The organism is Campylobacter sp. JMF_11 EL3, assembly GCF_027736965.1.
Taxonomy (GTDB): domain Bacteria; phylum Campylobacterota; class Campylobacteria; order Campylobacterales; family Campylobacteraceae; genus Campylobacter_B.
Genome location: NZ_JAOVTJ010000001.1, coordinates 649,292 through 665,246, shown reverse-complemented (window position 1 = coordinate 665,246; position 15,955 = coordinate 649,292). Strand labels below are relative to the sequence as shown.

The 15,955-nt window shown below is 42.5% G+C and carries 15 protein-coding genes; 11 read left to right on the top strand and 4 right to left on the bottom strand.

Annotated features, from left to right (window positions below):
• Position 1: 1 nt before the first annotated feature.
• Together gatA and ileS are read right to left on the bottom strand one after the other, a co-directional pair.
• Entirely contained in the window at positions 2-1,360 is a 1,359-nt protein-coding gene (gene gatA / locus OFN67_RS03365; RefSeq protein ID WP_270873961.1) for an Asp-tRNA(Asn)/Glu-tRNA(Gln) amidotransferase subunit GatA, read from the bottom strand.
• Between the two features lie 99 nt (positions 1,361-1,459).
• Positions 1,460-4,222 carry an isoleucine--tRNA ligase gene (ileS, locus tag OFN67_RS03360; protein ID WP_270873960.1) on the bottom strand — a complete coding sequence of 921 codons (2,763 nt, stop codon included), beginning with the start codon at positions 4,220-4,222 and terminating at the stop codon, positions 1,460-1,462.
• Between the two features lie 119 nt (positions 4,223-4,341).
• Between ileS and OFN67_RS03355 the strand changes: the two genes are divergently transcribed.
• The 5 genes from OFN67_RS03355 to OFN67_RS03335 all read left to right on the top strand — a co-directional run bounded on the left by OFN67_RS03355 (position 4,342) and on the right by OFN67_RS03335 (position 9,168).
• On the top strand, positions 4,342-5,439 hold the full coding sequence (locus OFN67_RS03355) for a CinA family protein (RefSeq protein ID WP_270868155.1): 1,098 nt from the start codon (positions 4,342-4,344) through the stop codon (positions 5,437-5,439).
• A 9-nt stretch (positions 5,440-5,448) separates the two neighbouring features.
• Positions 5,449-6,096, top strand: a complete 648-nt coding sequence (locus OFN67_RS03350; RefSeq protein WP_270868154.1) for a hypothetical protein — start codon at positions 5,449-5,451, stop codon at positions 6,094-6,096.
• A 51-nt stretch (positions 6,097-6,147) separates the two neighbouring features.
• Positions 6,148-7,074 carry an aspartate carbamoyltransferase catalytic subunit gene (locus OFN67_RS03345; protein WP_270862557.1) on the top strand — a complete coding sequence of 309 codons (927 nt, stop codon included), beginning with the start codon at positions 6,148-6,150 and terminating at the stop codon, positions 7,072-7,074.
• Positions 7,074-8,354 carry a dihydroorotase gene (locus OFN67_RS03340; RefSeq protein ID WP_270868153.1) on the top strand — a complete coding sequence of 427 codons (1,281 nt, stop codon included), beginning with the start codon at positions 7,074-7,076 and terminating at the stop codon, positions 8,352-8,354. Before OFN67_RS03345 ends, OFN67_RS03340 begins: the two co-directional genes overlap by 1 nt.
• A 100-nt stretch (positions 8,355-8,454) precedes the next feature.
• The gene (locus OFN67_RS03335) at positions 8,455-9,168 is read left to right on the top strand and encodes a metallophosphoesterase (RefSeq protein WP_270868152.1); all 714 of its coding nucleotides are present in this window, start codon (positions 8,455-8,457) and stop codon (positions 9,166-9,168) included.
• A gap of 607 nt (positions 9,169-9,775) precedes the next feature.
• Here OFN67_RS03335 and aqpZ read toward each other — a convergent pair.
• Positions 9,776-10,450, bottom strand: coding sequence for an aquaporin Z (aqpZ, locus tag OFN67_RS03330; RefSeq protein WP_270873959.1), 675 nt, complete (start codon positions 10,448-10,450; stop codon positions 9,776-9,778).
• A 133-nt stretch (positions 10,451-10,583) separates the two neighbouring features.
• Between aqpZ and OFN67_RS03325 the strand changes: the two genes are divergently transcribed.
• The 3 genes from OFN67_RS03325 (at position 10,584) to OFN67_RS03315 (ending at position 12,323) form a co-directional block, all read left to right on the top strand.
• Entirely contained in the window at positions 10,584-11,201 is a 618-nt protein-coding gene (locus OFN67_RS03325) for an MBL fold metallo-hydrolase (protein WP_270873958.1), read from the top strand.
• Complete coding sequence (locus OFN67_RS03320; protein WP_270873957.1) at positions 11,201-11,368, top strand: hypothetical protein; 168 nt, start codon at positions 11,201-11,203, stop codon at positions 11,366-11,368. The genes OFN67_RS03325 and OFN67_RS03320 overlap by 1 nt, the downstream gene beginning before the upstream one ends.
• A 112-nt stretch (positions 11,369-11,480) precedes the next feature.
• Positions 11,481-12,323, top strand: a complete 843-nt coding sequence (locus OFN67_RS03315; RefSeq protein WP_270873956.1) for a hypothetical protein — start codon at positions 11,481-11,483, stop codon at positions 12,321-12,323.
• Positions 12,324-12,709: 386 nt separating this feature from the next.
• Here the strand turns inward: OFN67_RS03315 and OFN67_RS03310 are convergent, their stop codons facing one another.
• Positions 12,710-13,075 carry a diacylglycerol kinase gene (locus tag OFN67_RS03310; RefSeq protein ID WP_270873955.1) on the bottom strand — a complete coding sequence of 122 codons (366 nt, stop codon included), beginning with the start codon at positions 13,073-13,075 and terminating at the stop codon, positions 12,710-12,712.
• A 70-nt stretch (positions 13,076-13,145) separates the two neighbouring features.
• Here OFN67_RS03310 and OFN67_RS03305 point away from each other — a divergent pair, with 70 nt between their 5' ends.
• From OFN67_RS03305 to OFN67_RS03295, 3 genes are all read left to right on the top strand, one after another.
• The gene (locus tag OFN67_RS03305; protein ID WP_270868147.1) at positions 13,146-13,904 is read left to right on the top strand and encodes an exodeoxyribonuclease III; all 759 of its coding nucleotides are present in this window, start codon (positions 13,146-13,148) and stop codon (positions 13,902-13,904) included.
• A gap of 22 nt (positions 13,905-13,926) precedes the next feature.
• Positions 13,927-15,594, top strand: coding sequence for a formate--tetrahydrofolate ligase (locus OFN67_RS03300; protein ID WP_270868146.1), 1,668 nt, complete (start codon positions 13,927-13,929; stop codon positions 15,592-15,594).
• Between the two features lie 221 nt (positions 15,595-15,815).
• Positions 15,816-15,950: a hypothetical protein gene (locus OFN67_RS03295; RefSeq protein WP_270868145.1), complete on the top strand. Its 135-nt coding sequence runs from the start codon at positions 15,816-15,818 to the stop codon at positions 15,948-15,950.
• The last annotated feature ends 5 nt before the right edge of the window (positions 15,951-15,955 follow it).

Below are 15,955 nucleotides of genomic sequence, written 5' to 3'. Positions count from 1 at the left end.
CTTAACCCCTTATGATTGTTTCTAAATTTAACCCGCCATCAAGCACCGTTTGTTCGTCATAAGCGCGTCCTATTAGTTGTGCGCTGATATTTAAATTTTGTGAATTTCTAGCTACTGGCACGGAAATCGCTGGAAGCCCTGCTAAATTTACGCCGATTGTGTAAATATCGCTAAGATAAGCTTTTAGCGGGTCGTTTAACTCGCCAAATTTATACGCCACATCAGGCGCAATCGGCATAAAAATCAAATCAGCCTCTTTTAAAATTTCCTCATATTCAGCCTTGATAAAGGCTCTGGCTTTTTGCGCTTTTATGTAGTAAGCGTCGTAGTAACCGCTACTTAGCACAAATGTTCCTAGAAGCATTCTGCGTTTGACCTCGTCGCCAAATCCCTCGCCACGGGTGTTTGCGTAAAGTTCGTTTAAATTTGACGCCTTTGCGCGATTTCCGTATCGCACGCCGTCATATCTGCTTAAATTTGCGCTAGCTTCGGCTGTGGCGATGATATAGTAAGTCGCAATGTCGTATTTGGAATTTAGCAAATTTTTATAAATTATCTTGTGTCCGAAGCTTTTTAACTTCTCGATTGCCAAATTTAGCGCAGTTTTAATCTCGTCGCTAGCCTCGTTTAGGTAGTTTTCGATAACTGCGATCGTAAGTTTGCGCTCGCTATTTAATTTATCAGCCGTGCTGATAAACTCGCCAGCGTAGCTCGTGCTATCCATAGTGTCGTGTCCAGCGATGATATCGTATAAAATCGCCGCGTCCTCGACATTCTGCGTGATTGGTCCGATTTGATCTAGGCTAGATGAATACGCACCCAGACCATAGCGGCTAACCCTGCCATAGCTTGGCTTAAATCCCACGCAACCACAAAACGCAGCAGGCTGGCGGATAGAGCCACCTGTATCGCTACCAAGGGCTGCGATGGCTAGACCTGCTCCCACAGCAGCGGCACTTCCGCCACTGCTTCCGCCTGGGACGCGAGTGTGATCGAGTGGATTTAGAGTTTTGCCATAATACGAACTCTCAGTAGTGCTTCCCATGGCGAATTCGTCCATATTGGTGCGACCAAATGGAGCTAAATTTGCCTCTTTTAGCTTTTTGATTACGGTTGCGTCATAAGGCGCAATGTAGCCTTGCAGGATTTTTGATCCAGCCGTTACGCTCCAACCTTTGACTTGAATATTATCTTTAATCGCGATTGGCACACCTGCGCCACTTTCGTTTAATTCCTCACCACTGAGTTGCTCGACATACGCGCCAAGGTTTTTATTGGCTATGATTTGGCTTTTTAAATCTGCGCGAAGTGCCAAAATTTCGCTAGGGCTCAGTTTCAAAGCCTCTTTTAAACTTATCATTTTTTATCCTTAAATTTTATTACAAATTTTATCCCCACGCCTATGCAGACAAAGATTAGCGCGATTGTGAGAACTACTATACTAAAATGTTGAGGCGAACTAAGCATTTAGCACCTTTGTACATCTTTGGCATAGGCAGTCTTGCTCTTTTGCGCTAAATTTCCAGCACCTTGGGCATTTAAATTTATCAGATTTTACAAGGCGGAAAATTTCATCGCCTATGCGAAATTCTGCCAAAGCATTGTCGCTGTTGCCATCTAGCGAGGTTACATCGCTTACCATAAACCAATCGCTCACGCCCAAAATATCGTAAGATAAAATTTCATTTGAGCTAGTTTGCAAAGCGAGTTCTAGGGTCGATTTGATGATTTTGTCTTTTTTGAGCGCGTCGATGATTTCGAAAAATTTCTCTCTTGATTGCTCTAAAATTTCATCATATTCGACAAAATCGCTAAATTCAATCGGCGCATAAACCAAATCAAAAGCGTCTTCTTTGCCGTTTTTAACGATACTTGGCGCGTATTGCATTACTTCATCGATTGTGTAAGTTAGCGTAGGCGCAATCAGAGGCAGTAGCGCTCTGGTGATTAGCACTAGCGCACTTTGCGCACTTCTGCGTCTTGGCTCGTCGATATGATCGCAGTAAAGGCGGTCTTTGATGATATCAAGGTAGATTCCGCTTAAATCTGCGCTTAGGAAATTTAGAAGTTGGTTAAATCCTTTTGAGAAATCATACTCTCTAAAACTCTCTTCAACCGCGCCAAAAGTCCTTACTGCGCGGGTTAAAATCCACTTATCAAGGGTTGTGAAATTTGAGGTTTCAAGCTCTTCTAAATCGCTAACATTTGCTAGCAAAAAGCGAATTGTATTGCGAATTTTGCGGTATTGTTCGCTGACTTGTTTTAGGATATTTTCGCTGATTTTCAAATCTGTGGAATAATCACTCAGCGCAACCCATAATCTCATAATCTCCACGCCGTATTCTTTGGCGACTTTTTGTGGAAGGACGATGTTGCCCACGGATTTGCTCATTTTTTGACCCTTTTCATCGACGGTGAAGCCGTGAGTTAGGACGCTTTTATACGGAGCGAACTCATTTACAGCGCAACTTAGCAAAAGTGAGCTTTGAAACCAGCCTCTGTGCTGATCCGAGCCTTCTAAATACATATCGGCTGGAAACGCGCCTGCGTCGTATTCGCCGCTTTTTAGCACAGCGTTCCAAGTAGAGCCACTATCGAACCAAACATCTAAAATATCGGTAACTTTCTCTAAATTTTCAGGGTTGTAGCCAGAGCCTTGTGGTAAAAGATCGCAAATTTCGCTATCCCACCACGCATCAGCGCCTTTGGCTTTAAAAATTTCGTATAAATAATCCATTATTTTTTCATCGAAAATCGGCTCTTTTGTCGCTTTATCACGAAAAAATGCAATCGGCACACCCCAATCTCTCTGCCTTGAAATACACCAATCAGGGCGGTTTTCAATCATCGCTGTGAGGCGATTTTCGCCAGTGGCTGGGTAGAATTTGATCTTTTTGATTTCGCTAAGCGCAATCTGACGCAGTGTTTTTCCGCCGCTAAATTCTTTATCCATAGCGATGAACCATTGCTTTGTAGCGCGGTAAATTACTGGTTTGTGCGTGCGCCAGCAGTGTGGGTATGAGTGGGTAAATTTGCCGACTTTTACCACTGCATCGCCAAGAATTTCGACGATTTTTTCATTTGCTTTGAAAATGTGCATGCCGACCATTTCATCTACGACGCCAGCCCTAAATAGCCCCTTCGCGCGCAGTGTTTCATCAAAACACCCTGCCTCATCGACTGGCATTAGCACCTCTATACCGTATTTTAAGCCCACGAAATAATCGTCCTCGCCGTGTCCTGGGGCGGTATGAACTAGGCCTGTTCCGCCGTCCATTAAGACATGTTCGCCTAGGATAAATTTTGAGCTTCTATCATTTAGCGGGTTGATTGCGTATAAATTTTCTAGTTCTTTTGAGCTAAATTCTTTTAAAATTTCGCCATTTGTGATACCTGCGCCGATTAAATTTTCTAAAAGCGGTTTTGCAAGTATGAAATTTTCGGCTGTTAGGACATAGGCTTCGTTTGGATTTAGGCTGATTGCGCCGTTTGCTGGAAGTGTCCAAGGCGTAGTCGTCCAAATCACGGCTTTTGCGCCTTTTGCGCCGATTTTGGCGTTTGCTTCATCGCTCAAATCAAAAGCCACATAAATCGAATAATCCTCTTTGTCCTTATACTCGACCTCTGCCTCCGCTAGCGCGCTTTTTGCCGCCCAGCTCCAAAACACAGGCTTACTGCGCTCGATTAAAATTCCCTTTTTAGCGATATTGCAAAGGGTTTTGTAAATTTCAGCTTCAAAGTTAAATTTCAGCGTCAAATATGGATTTTCCCAATCCCCAATTACGCCAAGGCTTTTAAATTCATCTCTTTGGATATCGATAAATTCTTTCGCATGTGCGCGACAAAGCTCGCGGATTTCGTGCTTGGTAGCTGATTTTTTCGCGTCGCCCATTTTGATTTCCACTTGTTGCTCAATCGGCAAGCCGTGGCAGTCCCAGCCCGGGACATAGCGGATATTTTCACCGAAAAAATAGTGGGTTTTTGTGATAATGTCTTTTAAAAATTTATTCAGCGCATGGCCGATATGCAGGTGTCCGTTGGCATAAGGTGGGCCGTCGTGGATATTAAAGCTAATGCCCGCGTTTTTGCGTTTGGCTTTCATTTTTTCATAAATTGCTCGCTCGTTATACCAGCTAGAAAATCGCGCTGGTTCGTTCGCTGGGAGAGAGCCTCGCATAGGGAAGTCCGTAGTAGGGAGAAAAAGTGTTTCTTTGTAATCCATAAAAAACCTTTAATTGTGTTTTAAAAAATTTGGTAAGTGTAGCAAAAAGGCTTTTAAAAAGGACTGAAAATGCAAGAATTTTTTATGCTATAATGGCAAAAATTTAAAGGTCGAAATTTATGAAAAATGTGATTTTAATCATTGGCGAAGCTATCCGCTACAATCCGCCATTTTTTAGCTATATTTTGCGCGAATACGAGCAGGTTTTCGGCGTGATTGATGATATTAAATTTATAAATGAAAACGATAAAAATTTGCCATTTTTGATAGAAAAAATGCTCGGCAAATACGATTATATCACGATTTTTGCGACAAAAGTGGCTTATGCAATCGCAGGGAAAATCCTTTCCACGCTCACGCTTGATACTTTGGAGCTTAAAGATTGTGGCACGCTAGCCCCCTCAGCAGCTAAATTTGTGGTAAAGGATAGTTTTTTGCTAGATATTAAGGGTTGCCTTGTAAATGTGCTAAAAGCAGAGCCCTTGCAAAAACTGCCCCAAATTTTGCAAGATCCCCTAAACGAGGGTGAGGGATTTTATCTATTTGACACAGACTATGCGAGCGCAAAAGCTAGACTTGAAAGCCTAGCGTTAAGCTATAAAATTTCATTTATCATCAGCGAATACAGCTCGTTTTTGCTCTTTGTGCGCGCTAGCGAGCAGAAATTTGGCGCGCTGGATAAATTTTTAGATAGCGTGAGCAAATACTACGCAAACTCATTTATCGCACCTAAAAATTTCATCTCTCACGCCGTGGAGAAATTGCGAGAAATCGGGGCGAAAATCACATTTGCAGAGAGTTGCACGGCTGGACTTTTGGCGGCTAAATTTGGCGAAATAGCCGGTGTGAGTGATATTTTTGACGGCTCAGTGGTAAGCTATGCAAACGAGATAAAGCGCGCGTGGCTAGATGTGAGCGATGAGGTTTTGCAAGATTACGGCGCAGTGAGCGAGCAATGCGTCGCAGGTATGCTTGGCGGGGCATTGGAGAGTTCGGGGGCGAATTTTGCCCTAGCCATTAGCGGGATAGCTGGACCTGGGGGTGGAAGCGATGAAAAGCCCGTAGGAACGGTCTTTATCGGGGCAAAAGAGCTTGGTGGGCGACAGATAATTGGCAAATTTCACCTAAACGGAGATCGCAACTATATCCGCGAAGAGGCCGCAAATATCGCAGTTTGCTTGCTTTTGAAATTAAGAAGTGATTTATTTTTAAACTAAGGAGAGAGTATGAAAAAATGTGGAATTTTGCTTGCTTGCGCGCTTGTTTTTAGTGCGTGTAGCGACAGCGACAAATCTAGCCAAAACGGCCTAGATATCGAAAAAGAGATCGAAAAAAAATCTCAAAAAATGGTTGAGAAAAATGAGCCAAAAATACAGATAAATTTGGATAAAAATTTATCAGCTAGTGCGAGCGAAAGTACGCCTAAACCTGCGCCAGGAAGCGTCGCTTCAAGCGAGCCTGTGCCAGAGGCAAATTTGAGCCAAAACGCTAAACCAAAGGTTGAAATCGAGCTAGTGCCAAAGCCTGAGGGCAAAATTTCAAAAGATATCAACGAAACGATTGATGAATTTGCCGCAACGGCTAAAATTTTGGGCGAAAATTTGGAAAGATTAAGCAAGGAAGCGCCGAAAATCATTGATGAATTTGCGAAAAAAAATGCAGATAAATTTGAGGATTTAGCCAAAAAAGGCGAGAAGATCGTGCGCGATTTAAACGGCTCATTAGGCGGGATCGAAAAGGATTTAATGGATTTAGCAAAGGATGCAAATTCAAGTTTCGGACAGATTTTAAATATCTTTGGCGATATGATTAATAATGGCAAAAAAATTGAAAAACATTATGAAAATTCGCAGAGCGAGGATTTAAAAATTTAAGTCAAATTTGCGTAAAATACAGCGAAAATTTTAATCATTTTAGGAGGCAAAATGTATAAATTAAAGCATCTGCTTAGCACGCAAGATTTAAGCGCAGACGATATTTACGATTTCATCGCTTTGGCGAAGGATTTCAAAGCCCTAAACCGCTCAGATATCAAAAAATCAGACTCTTTGCGTGGAAAAACCGTGATTAATGCTTTTTTTGAAAACTCCACTAGAACGCGCATTTCCTTTGAAATCGCCGCCAAGCGCCTTGGTGCGGACGCCATAAATTTCAGCGCAGGTTCAAGTAGCACCAAAAAGGGCGAAACTCTAATCGATACGATAAAAAATATGCAAGCCATGCGCAGTGATATTTTTGTCGTGCGCCACGCAAGTAGCGGTGCTGCGAAATTTATCGCCTCTAACTGCGACGCCTCGATTGTAAATGCAGGAGACGGACTAAACGAGCACCCGACACAAGCGCTTTTGGATTTGCTCACAATCCATGAAGCTAAGGGCAAATTTGAAGGATTAGAAGTCGCTATCATCGGCGATATTTTTCGCTCTCGCGTGGCTAGATCTGATGCGTGGGCGATGAAAAAACTAGGTATAAATGTCAGACTTTTTGGTCCTCCGATGATGCTAAGAGACTGCGAGGCGTTTGGGTGCAGGATTTGCAAAAGCGTCGAGGAAGCAATCGAGGGCGCAGATGTGATAATAATGCTAAGAATTCAATTAGAGCGCCAAGACGGTGAGCCAAGCTTCCCAAGTGTGAGGGAGTATAGTAAATTTTTTGGATTAACTGCTAAGCGTATGCAAGTAGCCAAAGAGGGTGTGATTATCATGCACCCAGGCCCGATAAATCGTGGCGTAGAGATCAACTCAGATGTCGCGGACGATCCGCGATTTACCTGCATTCTCGATCAGGTCGAAAACGGTGCAGCCATGCGTATGGCAGTGCTTCATACAATAAATTTAAATAGGAGCTTATAATGAAAATTTTAATCAAAAATGGCACCGTTATTAACCACGACAGAAGCGAAAAGATAAATGTTTTAATAGAAAATGACCAAATTTCAGCACTTACAAAAGATGAGCCAAGCGCAGATAAAATCATCGACGCGACTGGCAAGCTCGTCATGCCGGGGCTAATTGATATGCATGTGCATTTTAGAGATCCGGGCTTTGAGTATAAAGATGATGTCATCACAGGTAGCGAAACAGCCGTAGCAGGGGGCGTAACGACCGCTATGCCTATGGCAAATACAAACCCAGTAAATGATAATTCCGCAATCACAAAGGCAATGATTAAAAAAGCGCGCGATAGGGGGCTAATCGACCTGCTTCCAATCGGAGCGATTTCGCAGGATTGCAAGGGGGCGAAAATCGTCGAAATGGGCGATATGATCGAGGCTGGGTGCGTGGCATTTAGCGATGATGGACTTCCTGTTACAGATAGCTCAGTCATGCGACAAGCCCTCGAATACTCGGCGCATTTTGGCTCTTTTGTCATAAATCACAGCGAGGATTGCTCACTTTGTCATGGTGGAGTGATGAACGAGGGCAGGGTAAGCGCGCTATTAGGGCTTAAAGGCATGGCGAGCGAAAAAGAGGAGATTATGGTTTCGCGCGATATTTTGCTTGCTAAAAAAACTGGCGGACACCTGCATGTGGCGCATGTCAGCTCAGCCTGGTCGCTAAAACTCATCGATCAAGCCAAAAAAGAGGGCATTAATGTAACTTGTGAAGTTACGCCACACCACTTCACTTATGATGAGAGCGAACTTATGGGATATGATACGAATTTTAAAATGTCTCCGCCACTTCGCACAAATGCCGATGTAGAGGCTATGCGAGCAGGGCTAAAAAGCGGACTAATAGATGTCATCGCCACAGATCACGCACCGCATAGCTGGGACGATAAATTTGTCGAATTTGACAAGGCTCCGTTTGGGATTTTAGGGCTTCAAACGCTCGTGCCTTTGACGCTAAAATTAGTTGATGATGGCGTGATTGATTATGAAAAAATGGTAGCTCTCACCTCGTATAATCCAGCCCAAATTTTAAAATTCTCAAACAAAGGCGAAATCGCTGTCGGAAAGCTAGCCGATATCGCTATAATCGACCCTGAACTAAGATACACTTACGACGCGAAACTCAACAAGTCAAAATCACAAAACTCCCCACTTTTTGGCAAAGAGCTAAAAGGTGCGTGTGTGCTGACCATAAAAAGCGGAAAAGTAGTGTTTGACTTCCCAAATGTGGTAGCGTAAATTTCAAATTTAACCCAAATTTGGGTTAAATTTGACCTTTTTTAAATTTTAAATTTTAAAAATTCTAATATAATTCTTTTAAAAATTCAAAGGTAAATTTATGCAAAATATCTACATTATCGGCGATGTGCATGGTTGCTATGAGAGTTTAATGGCGCTGATTGCGCGCTTGCCAGCGAAATTTGATAGCAAAATTTGCTTCGTGGGCGATTTGTGCGATCGTGGCCCTCATAGCGCCAAAGTCATCGAGTTTGTGCGCTCACACGGCTATGACTGCGTGCGCGGAAACCACGAGCGCAGATTTTTGCTAGCAAAATCCAGCGCGCAAAGGTGCGTGAGAGACCGCGAAATCATAATTGGCGCAAGTGATGATATCAACTGGATTGCCAAAAGTGGCGGTAGCGATACGATGAAATCGTATTTTGCGCCTGAATTTAGCGTGCTTTTAAACGAGCATTTAGAGTATTTGCAAAACCTGCCCGTATTTTTGCAATACGATATTTTCGACGAAAATTCCCGCTCTCTCGTGGTGTCGCACTCGGCTGTGGGAAATATGTGGAAATTTCGCGACTTCGTGGCGGTAAAGGACGATTTCGAGGCGCATGTGTTGAGCGGACGCGACGATTACACCGATAATGCGGGCATTTTCAATGTCTATGGCCACACGCCACAAGATGAGCCATTTATCAATGATTACAGCGCAAATATCGATTTGGGCTGTGTTTTTAAAAAGCGCGGTTATAAAAACGCCCGCCTTTGCGCTATGGAATTCCCCTCCAAGCGACTTTTTATCCAAGATTGTATTGATTTTTAAAATTTGCTTTTTAAAATTTTGATTTTTAAATTTCCGCTTCGCAACTCCCAAACACTGCCCCGAAATTTTAAACTCGTAGATTGCTTCGATTTACTTCGTAAATCTCGCAATGACAAATCAAGCGTAAATTTTGCCTAATTTGTCATTGCGAGGAGCTGTTTTACAGCGACGAAGCAATCTGCGAATTTAAAATTCCTTGCGCTAAATTTGCTGTCATTGCGAGCTTTCGCAGAAAGCGAAGCAATCCAGAGAAATTTAAATTCAAAATTATACTTAAATTTAGCATTGAATTATTTTTTAAATTTTAGGCTAAATTTTGCTTTTCTCGTAAGGGGGAAGGGGGCTTGAATTGCGAGGTCGCGCCCCTTCCCCCTTACAAACCCCCAACCCCCGACGACGCTTTACAAGGTGGCTAAATTTAGAAAAACTTCGTTTTTCTAAATTTAGCTGGTTTTATTTTACGGAAATGCTTCGCATTTCTTTGTAAAATTTCGGGGCAGTGTTTGGGAGTTGCGAAGCGGAAATTTAAGAATTTAAAGAATTTAAAAAGCCCCTTGCGAAAATTCACAAGGGGCGAGGCGAAATTTACGCCAAATTTGGCGAAATTCTACTCTTTTTCCAAAAAAGTTTTGTAGATAATTCCGCCGATTGCGCCACCGATGATTGGCGCTACCCAAAACAGCCATAGCTCGCTAATTGCCCAGCCACCTTGGAAAAGTGCCACGCCAGTTGATCGGGCAGGATTTACTGAGGTGTTTGTAACTGGGATTGAGATTAGGTGGATTAGTGTGAGGGCTAGTCCAATCGCAATCGGTGCGAAGCCACTTGGCGCGCGCCTATCTGTCGCGCCCATGATGACGATTAGGAAAAATGCAGTTAGCACGATTTCTGCGATTAGCGCGCTTAGCATTGAATATCCGTTTGGTGAGTGCTCGCCGTATCCGTTGGTCGCAAACCCTGCGCTGATGTCAAATCCAGCCTGTCCGCTTGCGATTAGATATAGCGCACCGCCTGCTGCTATCGCGCCTAGCACTTGCGCGATGACATAGCCAGCCAGCTCGCTAGCCTTAAATCTGCCGCCACATAGCAAGCCCACTGAAACTGCTGGGTTAAAATGTCCGCCACTAATGTGTCCAAATGCGTAAGCACCGCTTAGCACGGTCAAACCAAAGGCGATTGAAACGCCGACAAATCCGATGTTGTATGCGGCGAAAATCGCGCTTCCGCAACCGCCAAATACTAGCCAAAATGTGCCAAGAAACTCGGCTAAAAGCTTTTTCATAAGCTCTCCTTTGAAAAAATTTGCAAAAGCGCGTATTTTACTGCATTTTGGTAAATCAAGGATAATTTTTGGCTAAATTTAATGGCTGGTTAAATTTAAATCCGTAAAATTTGGAGAAATTCAAGGAGAAAACATGGTTTTATGCGTGGAAGTGGCAGGTTATATCAGCGAGAATTGCTATTTTTTTATTGACGAGGCGAGTGGGGCAGGGTTTGTAATCGACCCTGGGGCGCAAGCGGACAAGCTTTTGGGGATTATAAAAGAGAGAAATTTCAAAATCGAAAAAATTTTGCTCACACACGGACATTTCGATCACATTGGCGCAGCTAGCGAGCTCTCGCGGGCTTTGGGTGCGCCGATACTCGCGCACGAAAACGCAGGCGTGTATCTGGGCGAGCCAGACTATAATCTATCGAATTTCATGGGCGAAGAGATAATCATAGAGGATTTCACGCCCCTAAAAGATGGCGATAAAATCGCGCTAGCTAGCGGGGCGTGCGAGCTAGCTGTGATTTATACGCCAGGGCATACGAGCGATAGCGTGGTGTTTTATAGTGCGGGGCAAAATTTGGCGTTTTGTGGGGATTTGATTTTTCGCGCGGGCTTTGGGCGCACGGATTTGCCGGGCGGGGATTATAGCGCGCTAAAAGCTAGCATAGAGGGCAAGATTTTTCCTCTGCCAGATGAGGTGATTTTATACTCGGGGCATGGAGAGCCCACGAGCGTCAGGGCAGAAAGGGCGAGGTTTTAGTGAAATTTGCACAGATTGTCATTGCGAGCGAGTGTAACGAGCGAAGCAAAAATGAGCGTAGCGACCCGAGCGAAGCGAAGGGGCATTTCACAGAAACATTTTTGCTTCGCAAAAAGCGCTTCGCTTGTTTTGGACGAGCCGTAGGCGAAGTCAATCGCCAAAAGTAAAATAACAAATTTGCAAAATCGCAAATTTAAAAACAGAATTTCGTATCGTGGATAAACGATACTGACCGAATTTAAATTTATAAATTTTTATTTTAAATTTTGAAGGAAAAATATGACAAGAAAACATAAAATTTGGATTATTGCAATACTTTGTTTGTTTGGATTTGTAACTTATGAAACGATACAACACAAAAAAGATATAACTAAATTTATAGTAAAAACAATACTAGAACACAAAAAAGAAAATGCTTTTGAATTTGTAAATAAGTTTGTAAGTGTAGTTCCAAATTATGCTACAAAAGATGGCTTTGAAATAGTAAGCAAAGATGAATTTGAAAAATATCAACAAGGTTATTGTTTATCTGAAAATAGGATTTTAGATAAGGAAGAGTTGTATAAAAGGGCAATCGGGGAGTATTTTAAGAAAAAATTACTTATTGCAAAAGAATATAGAAAAATCTTAAAAAATAATCATAAATATGGATATACTAATGAAGCAATAGATAAAATCGGATATTATATAACCGATGCCTTTAATAGCTCGAATTGGTATGAATATTTAACTAAAAATTTCGATGAAAACAAAACTTATATTGAAATAACAAATGCTAAAAAAATTGATAATCCTGTGGATTATCTAATGTTTGATTTAAAAAATGATATAGTCGGATTTAAAATGCCTATAATATGGCAGAATATAGGTGGTGGCTATTTATATTTAGATAAATTTTTATTTAACAATAATCATGTTGCATATTTATCTATACTACTTATTGACAATAGAAAACTAACTGAACATGAAAAAGGTCTGTATGACACTCACATAAAAGAACGCAGAATTCAAAAAAGAAATTTATCAAAATTAGATGGCAGTTTTGATAACTGTGGAAATACTATGGCAAATATAGAACAGGCTATTAAAGATAATGTTTTAGCTGTTCTAAAAGGCGGTTGAAAAACCTAACAAATTTAAACTTAATAATCAAAAATTTAAGAATAAAAACAAACATTTTAATAAAAAGGATAAAAAATGGGAACACCAGAACTAAATTTAACAGATGAAAACTTTGCAGTTAAACTGCTTTCTTATTATCTTTGGGGTAAAACAGAGAATTTCACGGCGCAGGTTAAATTCAAAAAATAATTCAATGCTAAATTTAGGTTGAATTTTAATTTTAAATTTCCCTGGATTGCTTCGAAAACTTCGTTTTCTCGCAATGACAGCAAATTTAGCGTAAGGAATTTTAAAGTCGTAGATTGCCACGAATTTTGCTAACGCAAAATTCTCGCAATGACAAATTAGGCGTAAAAATTTTAAATTTTAAAATTTCGGGGCAGTGTTTAGCTAAAAAATTTACCGCAAATCGCACATACCCACAGGGCGAAATTTAGGCTTAGAGTGAGCATTACAGCGGTGCTGGCGGTATCTTTGGCAGCCCCTGCAAGCGGGTGAAAATTAGGGTGAGCTAGATCAACCACGCGCTCTATTGATGAGTTTATGCACTCGACAACCAGCGTAAAAACCGCGCCAAAAACCAAAGCCAAATTCCAAACCAAGCCAAAATTCCAAAAAAATAGCGAAACCAAAAGTGGCGCAAAAACAAAAATTTCTAGCCGAAAACTCCGCTCACTACGCCAAATTTCAGCTAGCCCCGCCAAAGCATAGCCCCAGTTTGCGAAAAATTTGTATTTTGGCTGATTTCTCATTTTTTTCCTTTTAAATTTTAGTTAAATTTAGGCATAATCATAGCCAAATTTTGATAATTAAAGGGTAAAAATGAAGCTAATGAGCTGGAATGTAAATGGGCTTAGAGCCGTGCTTGGCAAGGGCGCATTTGCGTGGCTTGATGATGAGAAACCTGATTTTTTGGGCTTGCAAGAGATAAAAGCGAGCGCAGAAAATATCCCAAAAGAGCTTTATGAACTGGGATTTTCGCAGATTGATACGAACCCAGCCGCGCGCGCTGGGTATTCTGGCGTGGCAAGCCTAGCTAAATTTGCTAGCAAGGTTAGCAAATGCAACTTCGCTAGCGACGATGAGGGGCGGGTTTTGGAGCATAGATTTGGCGATGTGGTGCTACTAAATATCTACTTCCCAAACGGCCAAAAGGACGATGAGCGCCTCGCGTATAAGATGAAATTTTACGCCGATTTTTTGCGCTATATCGACGAGTTGGTCGCGCAGGGTTTGGGCGTGATATTTTGTGGCGATGTCAATACCGCTCACAGGGAAATTGATTTAGCAAATCCAAAGGCAAATTCAAAAATTTCTGGCTTTTTGCCTATCGAGCGAGCGTGGATCGATGAGGTGATAAATCACGGATTTATCGATACTTTCCGCGAAATTCATGGCGATGAAAAAAATGCTTATTCGTGGTGGAGTTACCGCTTCAATGCGCGCGCTAAAAATGTCGGCTGGCGGATTGATTATTTTTTCATCTCGCAAAATTTGCGTTCGCGCCTCAAAGACGCCTTTATCCGCGCTGATATCACAGGTAGCGACCACTGCCCAATCGGCATTGAGATTGATTTGTAAAATTTAAATTTAAGGGGAAAAAATGTTAAGCGATATCGAAATTACGCACAATGCAAAGCTTAAAAAAATCACAAAAATCGGCAAAAAACTAGGTCTGAAAAAAGATGAAATCGAGCCTTATGGGTTTTATAAGGCAAAAATTCCGGGGCGCGAGTATAGCATACACGGCGAAAAAGGCGCACAGGGCGCAAAGCTGATTTTAGTTACAGCCATTAGTCCTACGCCTTATGGCGAGGGCAAAACCACGACCTCAATTGGTCTAGCTGACGCGATAAAATCACTAGGCAAAAGCGTGGCTTTGGCGCTTCGTGAGCCCTCTTTGGGTCCAGTATTTGGCATAAAAGGTGGCGCAGCAGGTGGTGGATACTCGCAACTAGCACCCATGGAGGAGCTAAATTTGCATTTCACGGGCGATTTTCACGCCATTACTAGCGCAAACAACCTAATCAGCGCAATTATCGACAACTCGATTTATCAAGGAAATCCGCTAAAAATCAAAACCGTGCTTTGGAAGCGTTGCATGGATATGAACGATCGCGCACTGCGCCAAATCACCGTGGGCCAAGGCGGTAAATTTGACGGTGTAGAGCGCAAAGACGGCTTTAATATCACCGCTGCTAGCGAGATTATGGCGATTTTGTGTTTGTCGAAAAATTTGGCAGATTTGAAGGAAAATATCGCAAATATCATGGTGGCTTACGATGAAGATGATAAGCCGATTTTCGTGCGGGATTTGGGTTGCGAGCAGGCTGTGAGCGTGCTTTTAAAAGAGGCGATTAAGCCAAATTTATTCCAAAGTATCGAGCATACGCCTACTTTCGTGCATGGGGGACCGTTTGCCAATATCGCTCATGGGTGCAATTCGATAATCGCTACAAAAACGGCGATGAGCCTAGCTGATTTTGTTGTAACTGAGGCTGGATTTGGCTCTGAGCTTGGCGCGCAAAAATTCCTCGATATCAAATGTCCGCGCGCAGGTATCGCCCCTGATGCGGTGGTTTTGGTGGCTACGATTCGCTCGCTCAAATACAATGGCGGCGCAGCCAAAGACGAAATCACTAAGCCAAATTTAGAAGCGCTTATGGTGGGAATCGAAAATTTAGGCGGACATATTGAAATTTTGCAAAATTTCGGTCTAAATCCGATTGTCGCACTGAATAAATTTAGTTTTGATAGCGACGAAGAGATCGAGTTTGTGCGCAACTACTGCACCGCGCGCAGTGTCAAAATGGCGCTTTGCGAGAATTTCGCCAAAGGCTCAGTTGGGGCTGTTGATTTAGCAAAACTAGTCCTTGCCGAGTGCAAAATCCTAAAAAATATCAACCACACTTACGATAAAACTGATGATATAAAAACAAAAATCGAAAAAATCGCCACTAAAATTTACGGCGCAAAAGAGGTTGTTTTCGAAGAGGCCGCGCTTGGGGCGTTGGAGCAAATTCGCGCGCTTGGGCTTGAAAATTACGATGTGTGTATCGCCAAGACGCAGTATAGTTTCAGCGACGATGAAAAGGCGCTGGGTCGCGCGTGCGGGTTTAGCCTGCGGGTCAAAGATTTGCAGATTCGCACGGGGGCTAAGTTTATCGTGGCAGTGGCTGGCAAAATCATGCTAATGCCAGGACTTTCCAAACACCCTAGCGCGCTGGATATGAAAATCAGCGATGATGGCGTAATTAGCGGGTTATCATAGCCCGCTAGCGAGGCTTTTAAAACACTGCCCCGAAATTTGCAAATTATGCAAATTTGTTCGCCATTGTCATTGCGAGATAACGAAGTCATCGAAGCAATCTACGAGTGAAAATTACCAAAGCGCGAATTTAGTTTCATTGCGAGTGAGTGTAGCGAGCGTGGCAATCTACGACTTTAAAATTCCTTGCGCTAAATTTGCTGTCATTTCGAGCGCGCGGTGGCATGCGAAGCATGGCAGGTCGGGACGAGGCGCAGGGCAGAAAAGCTAAATCAGAGCTACAAGCTCACATACTAAAATCAAATTTCACACTTAAAAAGCTTAGCCTAATCGCAGAGCAAAGCAAGAAGTGTGAGTGAGGGAG

Excerpts from the sequence above, each read along its gene's own strand:
- gatA (WP_270873961.1), bottom strand. The coding sequence starts at position 1,360 with ATGATAAGTTTAAAAGAGGCTTTGAAACTGAGCCCTAGCGAAATTTTG.
- ileS (WP_270873960.1), bottom strand. The coding sequence starts at position 4,222 with ATGGATTACAAAGAAACACTTTTTCTCCCTACTACGGACTTCCCTATG.
- OFN67_RS03295 (WP_270868145.1), top strand. The coding sequence starts at position 15,816 with ATGCGAAGCATGGCAGGTCGGGACGAGGCGCAGGGCAGAAAAGCTAAA.
- OFN67_RS03355 (WP_270868155.1), top strand. The coding sequence starts at position 4,342 with ATGAAAAATGTGATTTTAATCATTGGCGAAGCTATCCGCTACAATCCG.
- OFN67_RS03350 (WP_270868154.1), top strand. The coding sequence starts at position 5,449 with ATGAAAAAATGTGGAATTTTGCTTGCTTGCGCGCTTGTTTTTAGTGCG.
- OFN67_RS03305 (WP_270868147.1), top strand. The coding sequence starts at position 13,146 with ATGAAGCTAATGAGCTGGAATGTAAATGGGCTTAGAGCCGTGCTTGGC.
- OFN67_RS03335 (WP_270868152.1), top strand. The coding sequence starts at position 8,455 with ATGCAAAATATCTACATTATCGGCGATGTGCATGGTTGCTATGAGAGT.
- OFN67_RS03340 (WP_270868153.1), top strand. The coding sequence starts at position 7,074 with ATGAAAATTTTAATCAAAAATGGCACCGTTATTAACCACGACAGAAGC.
- OFN67_RS03325 (WP_270873958.1), top strand. The coding sequence starts at position 10,584 with ATGGTTTTATGCGTGGAAGTGGCAGGTTATATCAGCGAGAATTGCTAT.
- OFN67_RS03315 (WP_270873956.1), top strand. The coding sequence starts at position 11,481 with ATGACAAGAAAACATAAAATTTGGATTATTGCAATACTTTGTTTGTTT.
- OFN67_RS03300 (WP_270868146.1), top strand. The coding sequence starts at position 13,927 with ATGTTAAGCGATATCGAAATTACGCACAATGCAAAGCTTAAAAAAATC.
- OFN67_RS03310 (WP_270873955.1), bottom strand. The coding sequence starts at position 13,075 with ATGAGAAATCAGCCAAAATACAAATTTTTCGCAAACTGGGGCTATGCT.
- OFN67_RS03345 (WP_270862557.1), top strand. The coding sequence starts at position 6,148 with ATGTATAAATTAAAGCATCTGCTTAGCACGCAAGATTTAAGCGCAGAC.
- aqpZ (WP_270873959.1), bottom strand. The coding sequence starts at position 10,450 with ATGAAAAAGCTTTTAGCCGAGTTTCTTGGCACATTTTGGCTAGTATTT.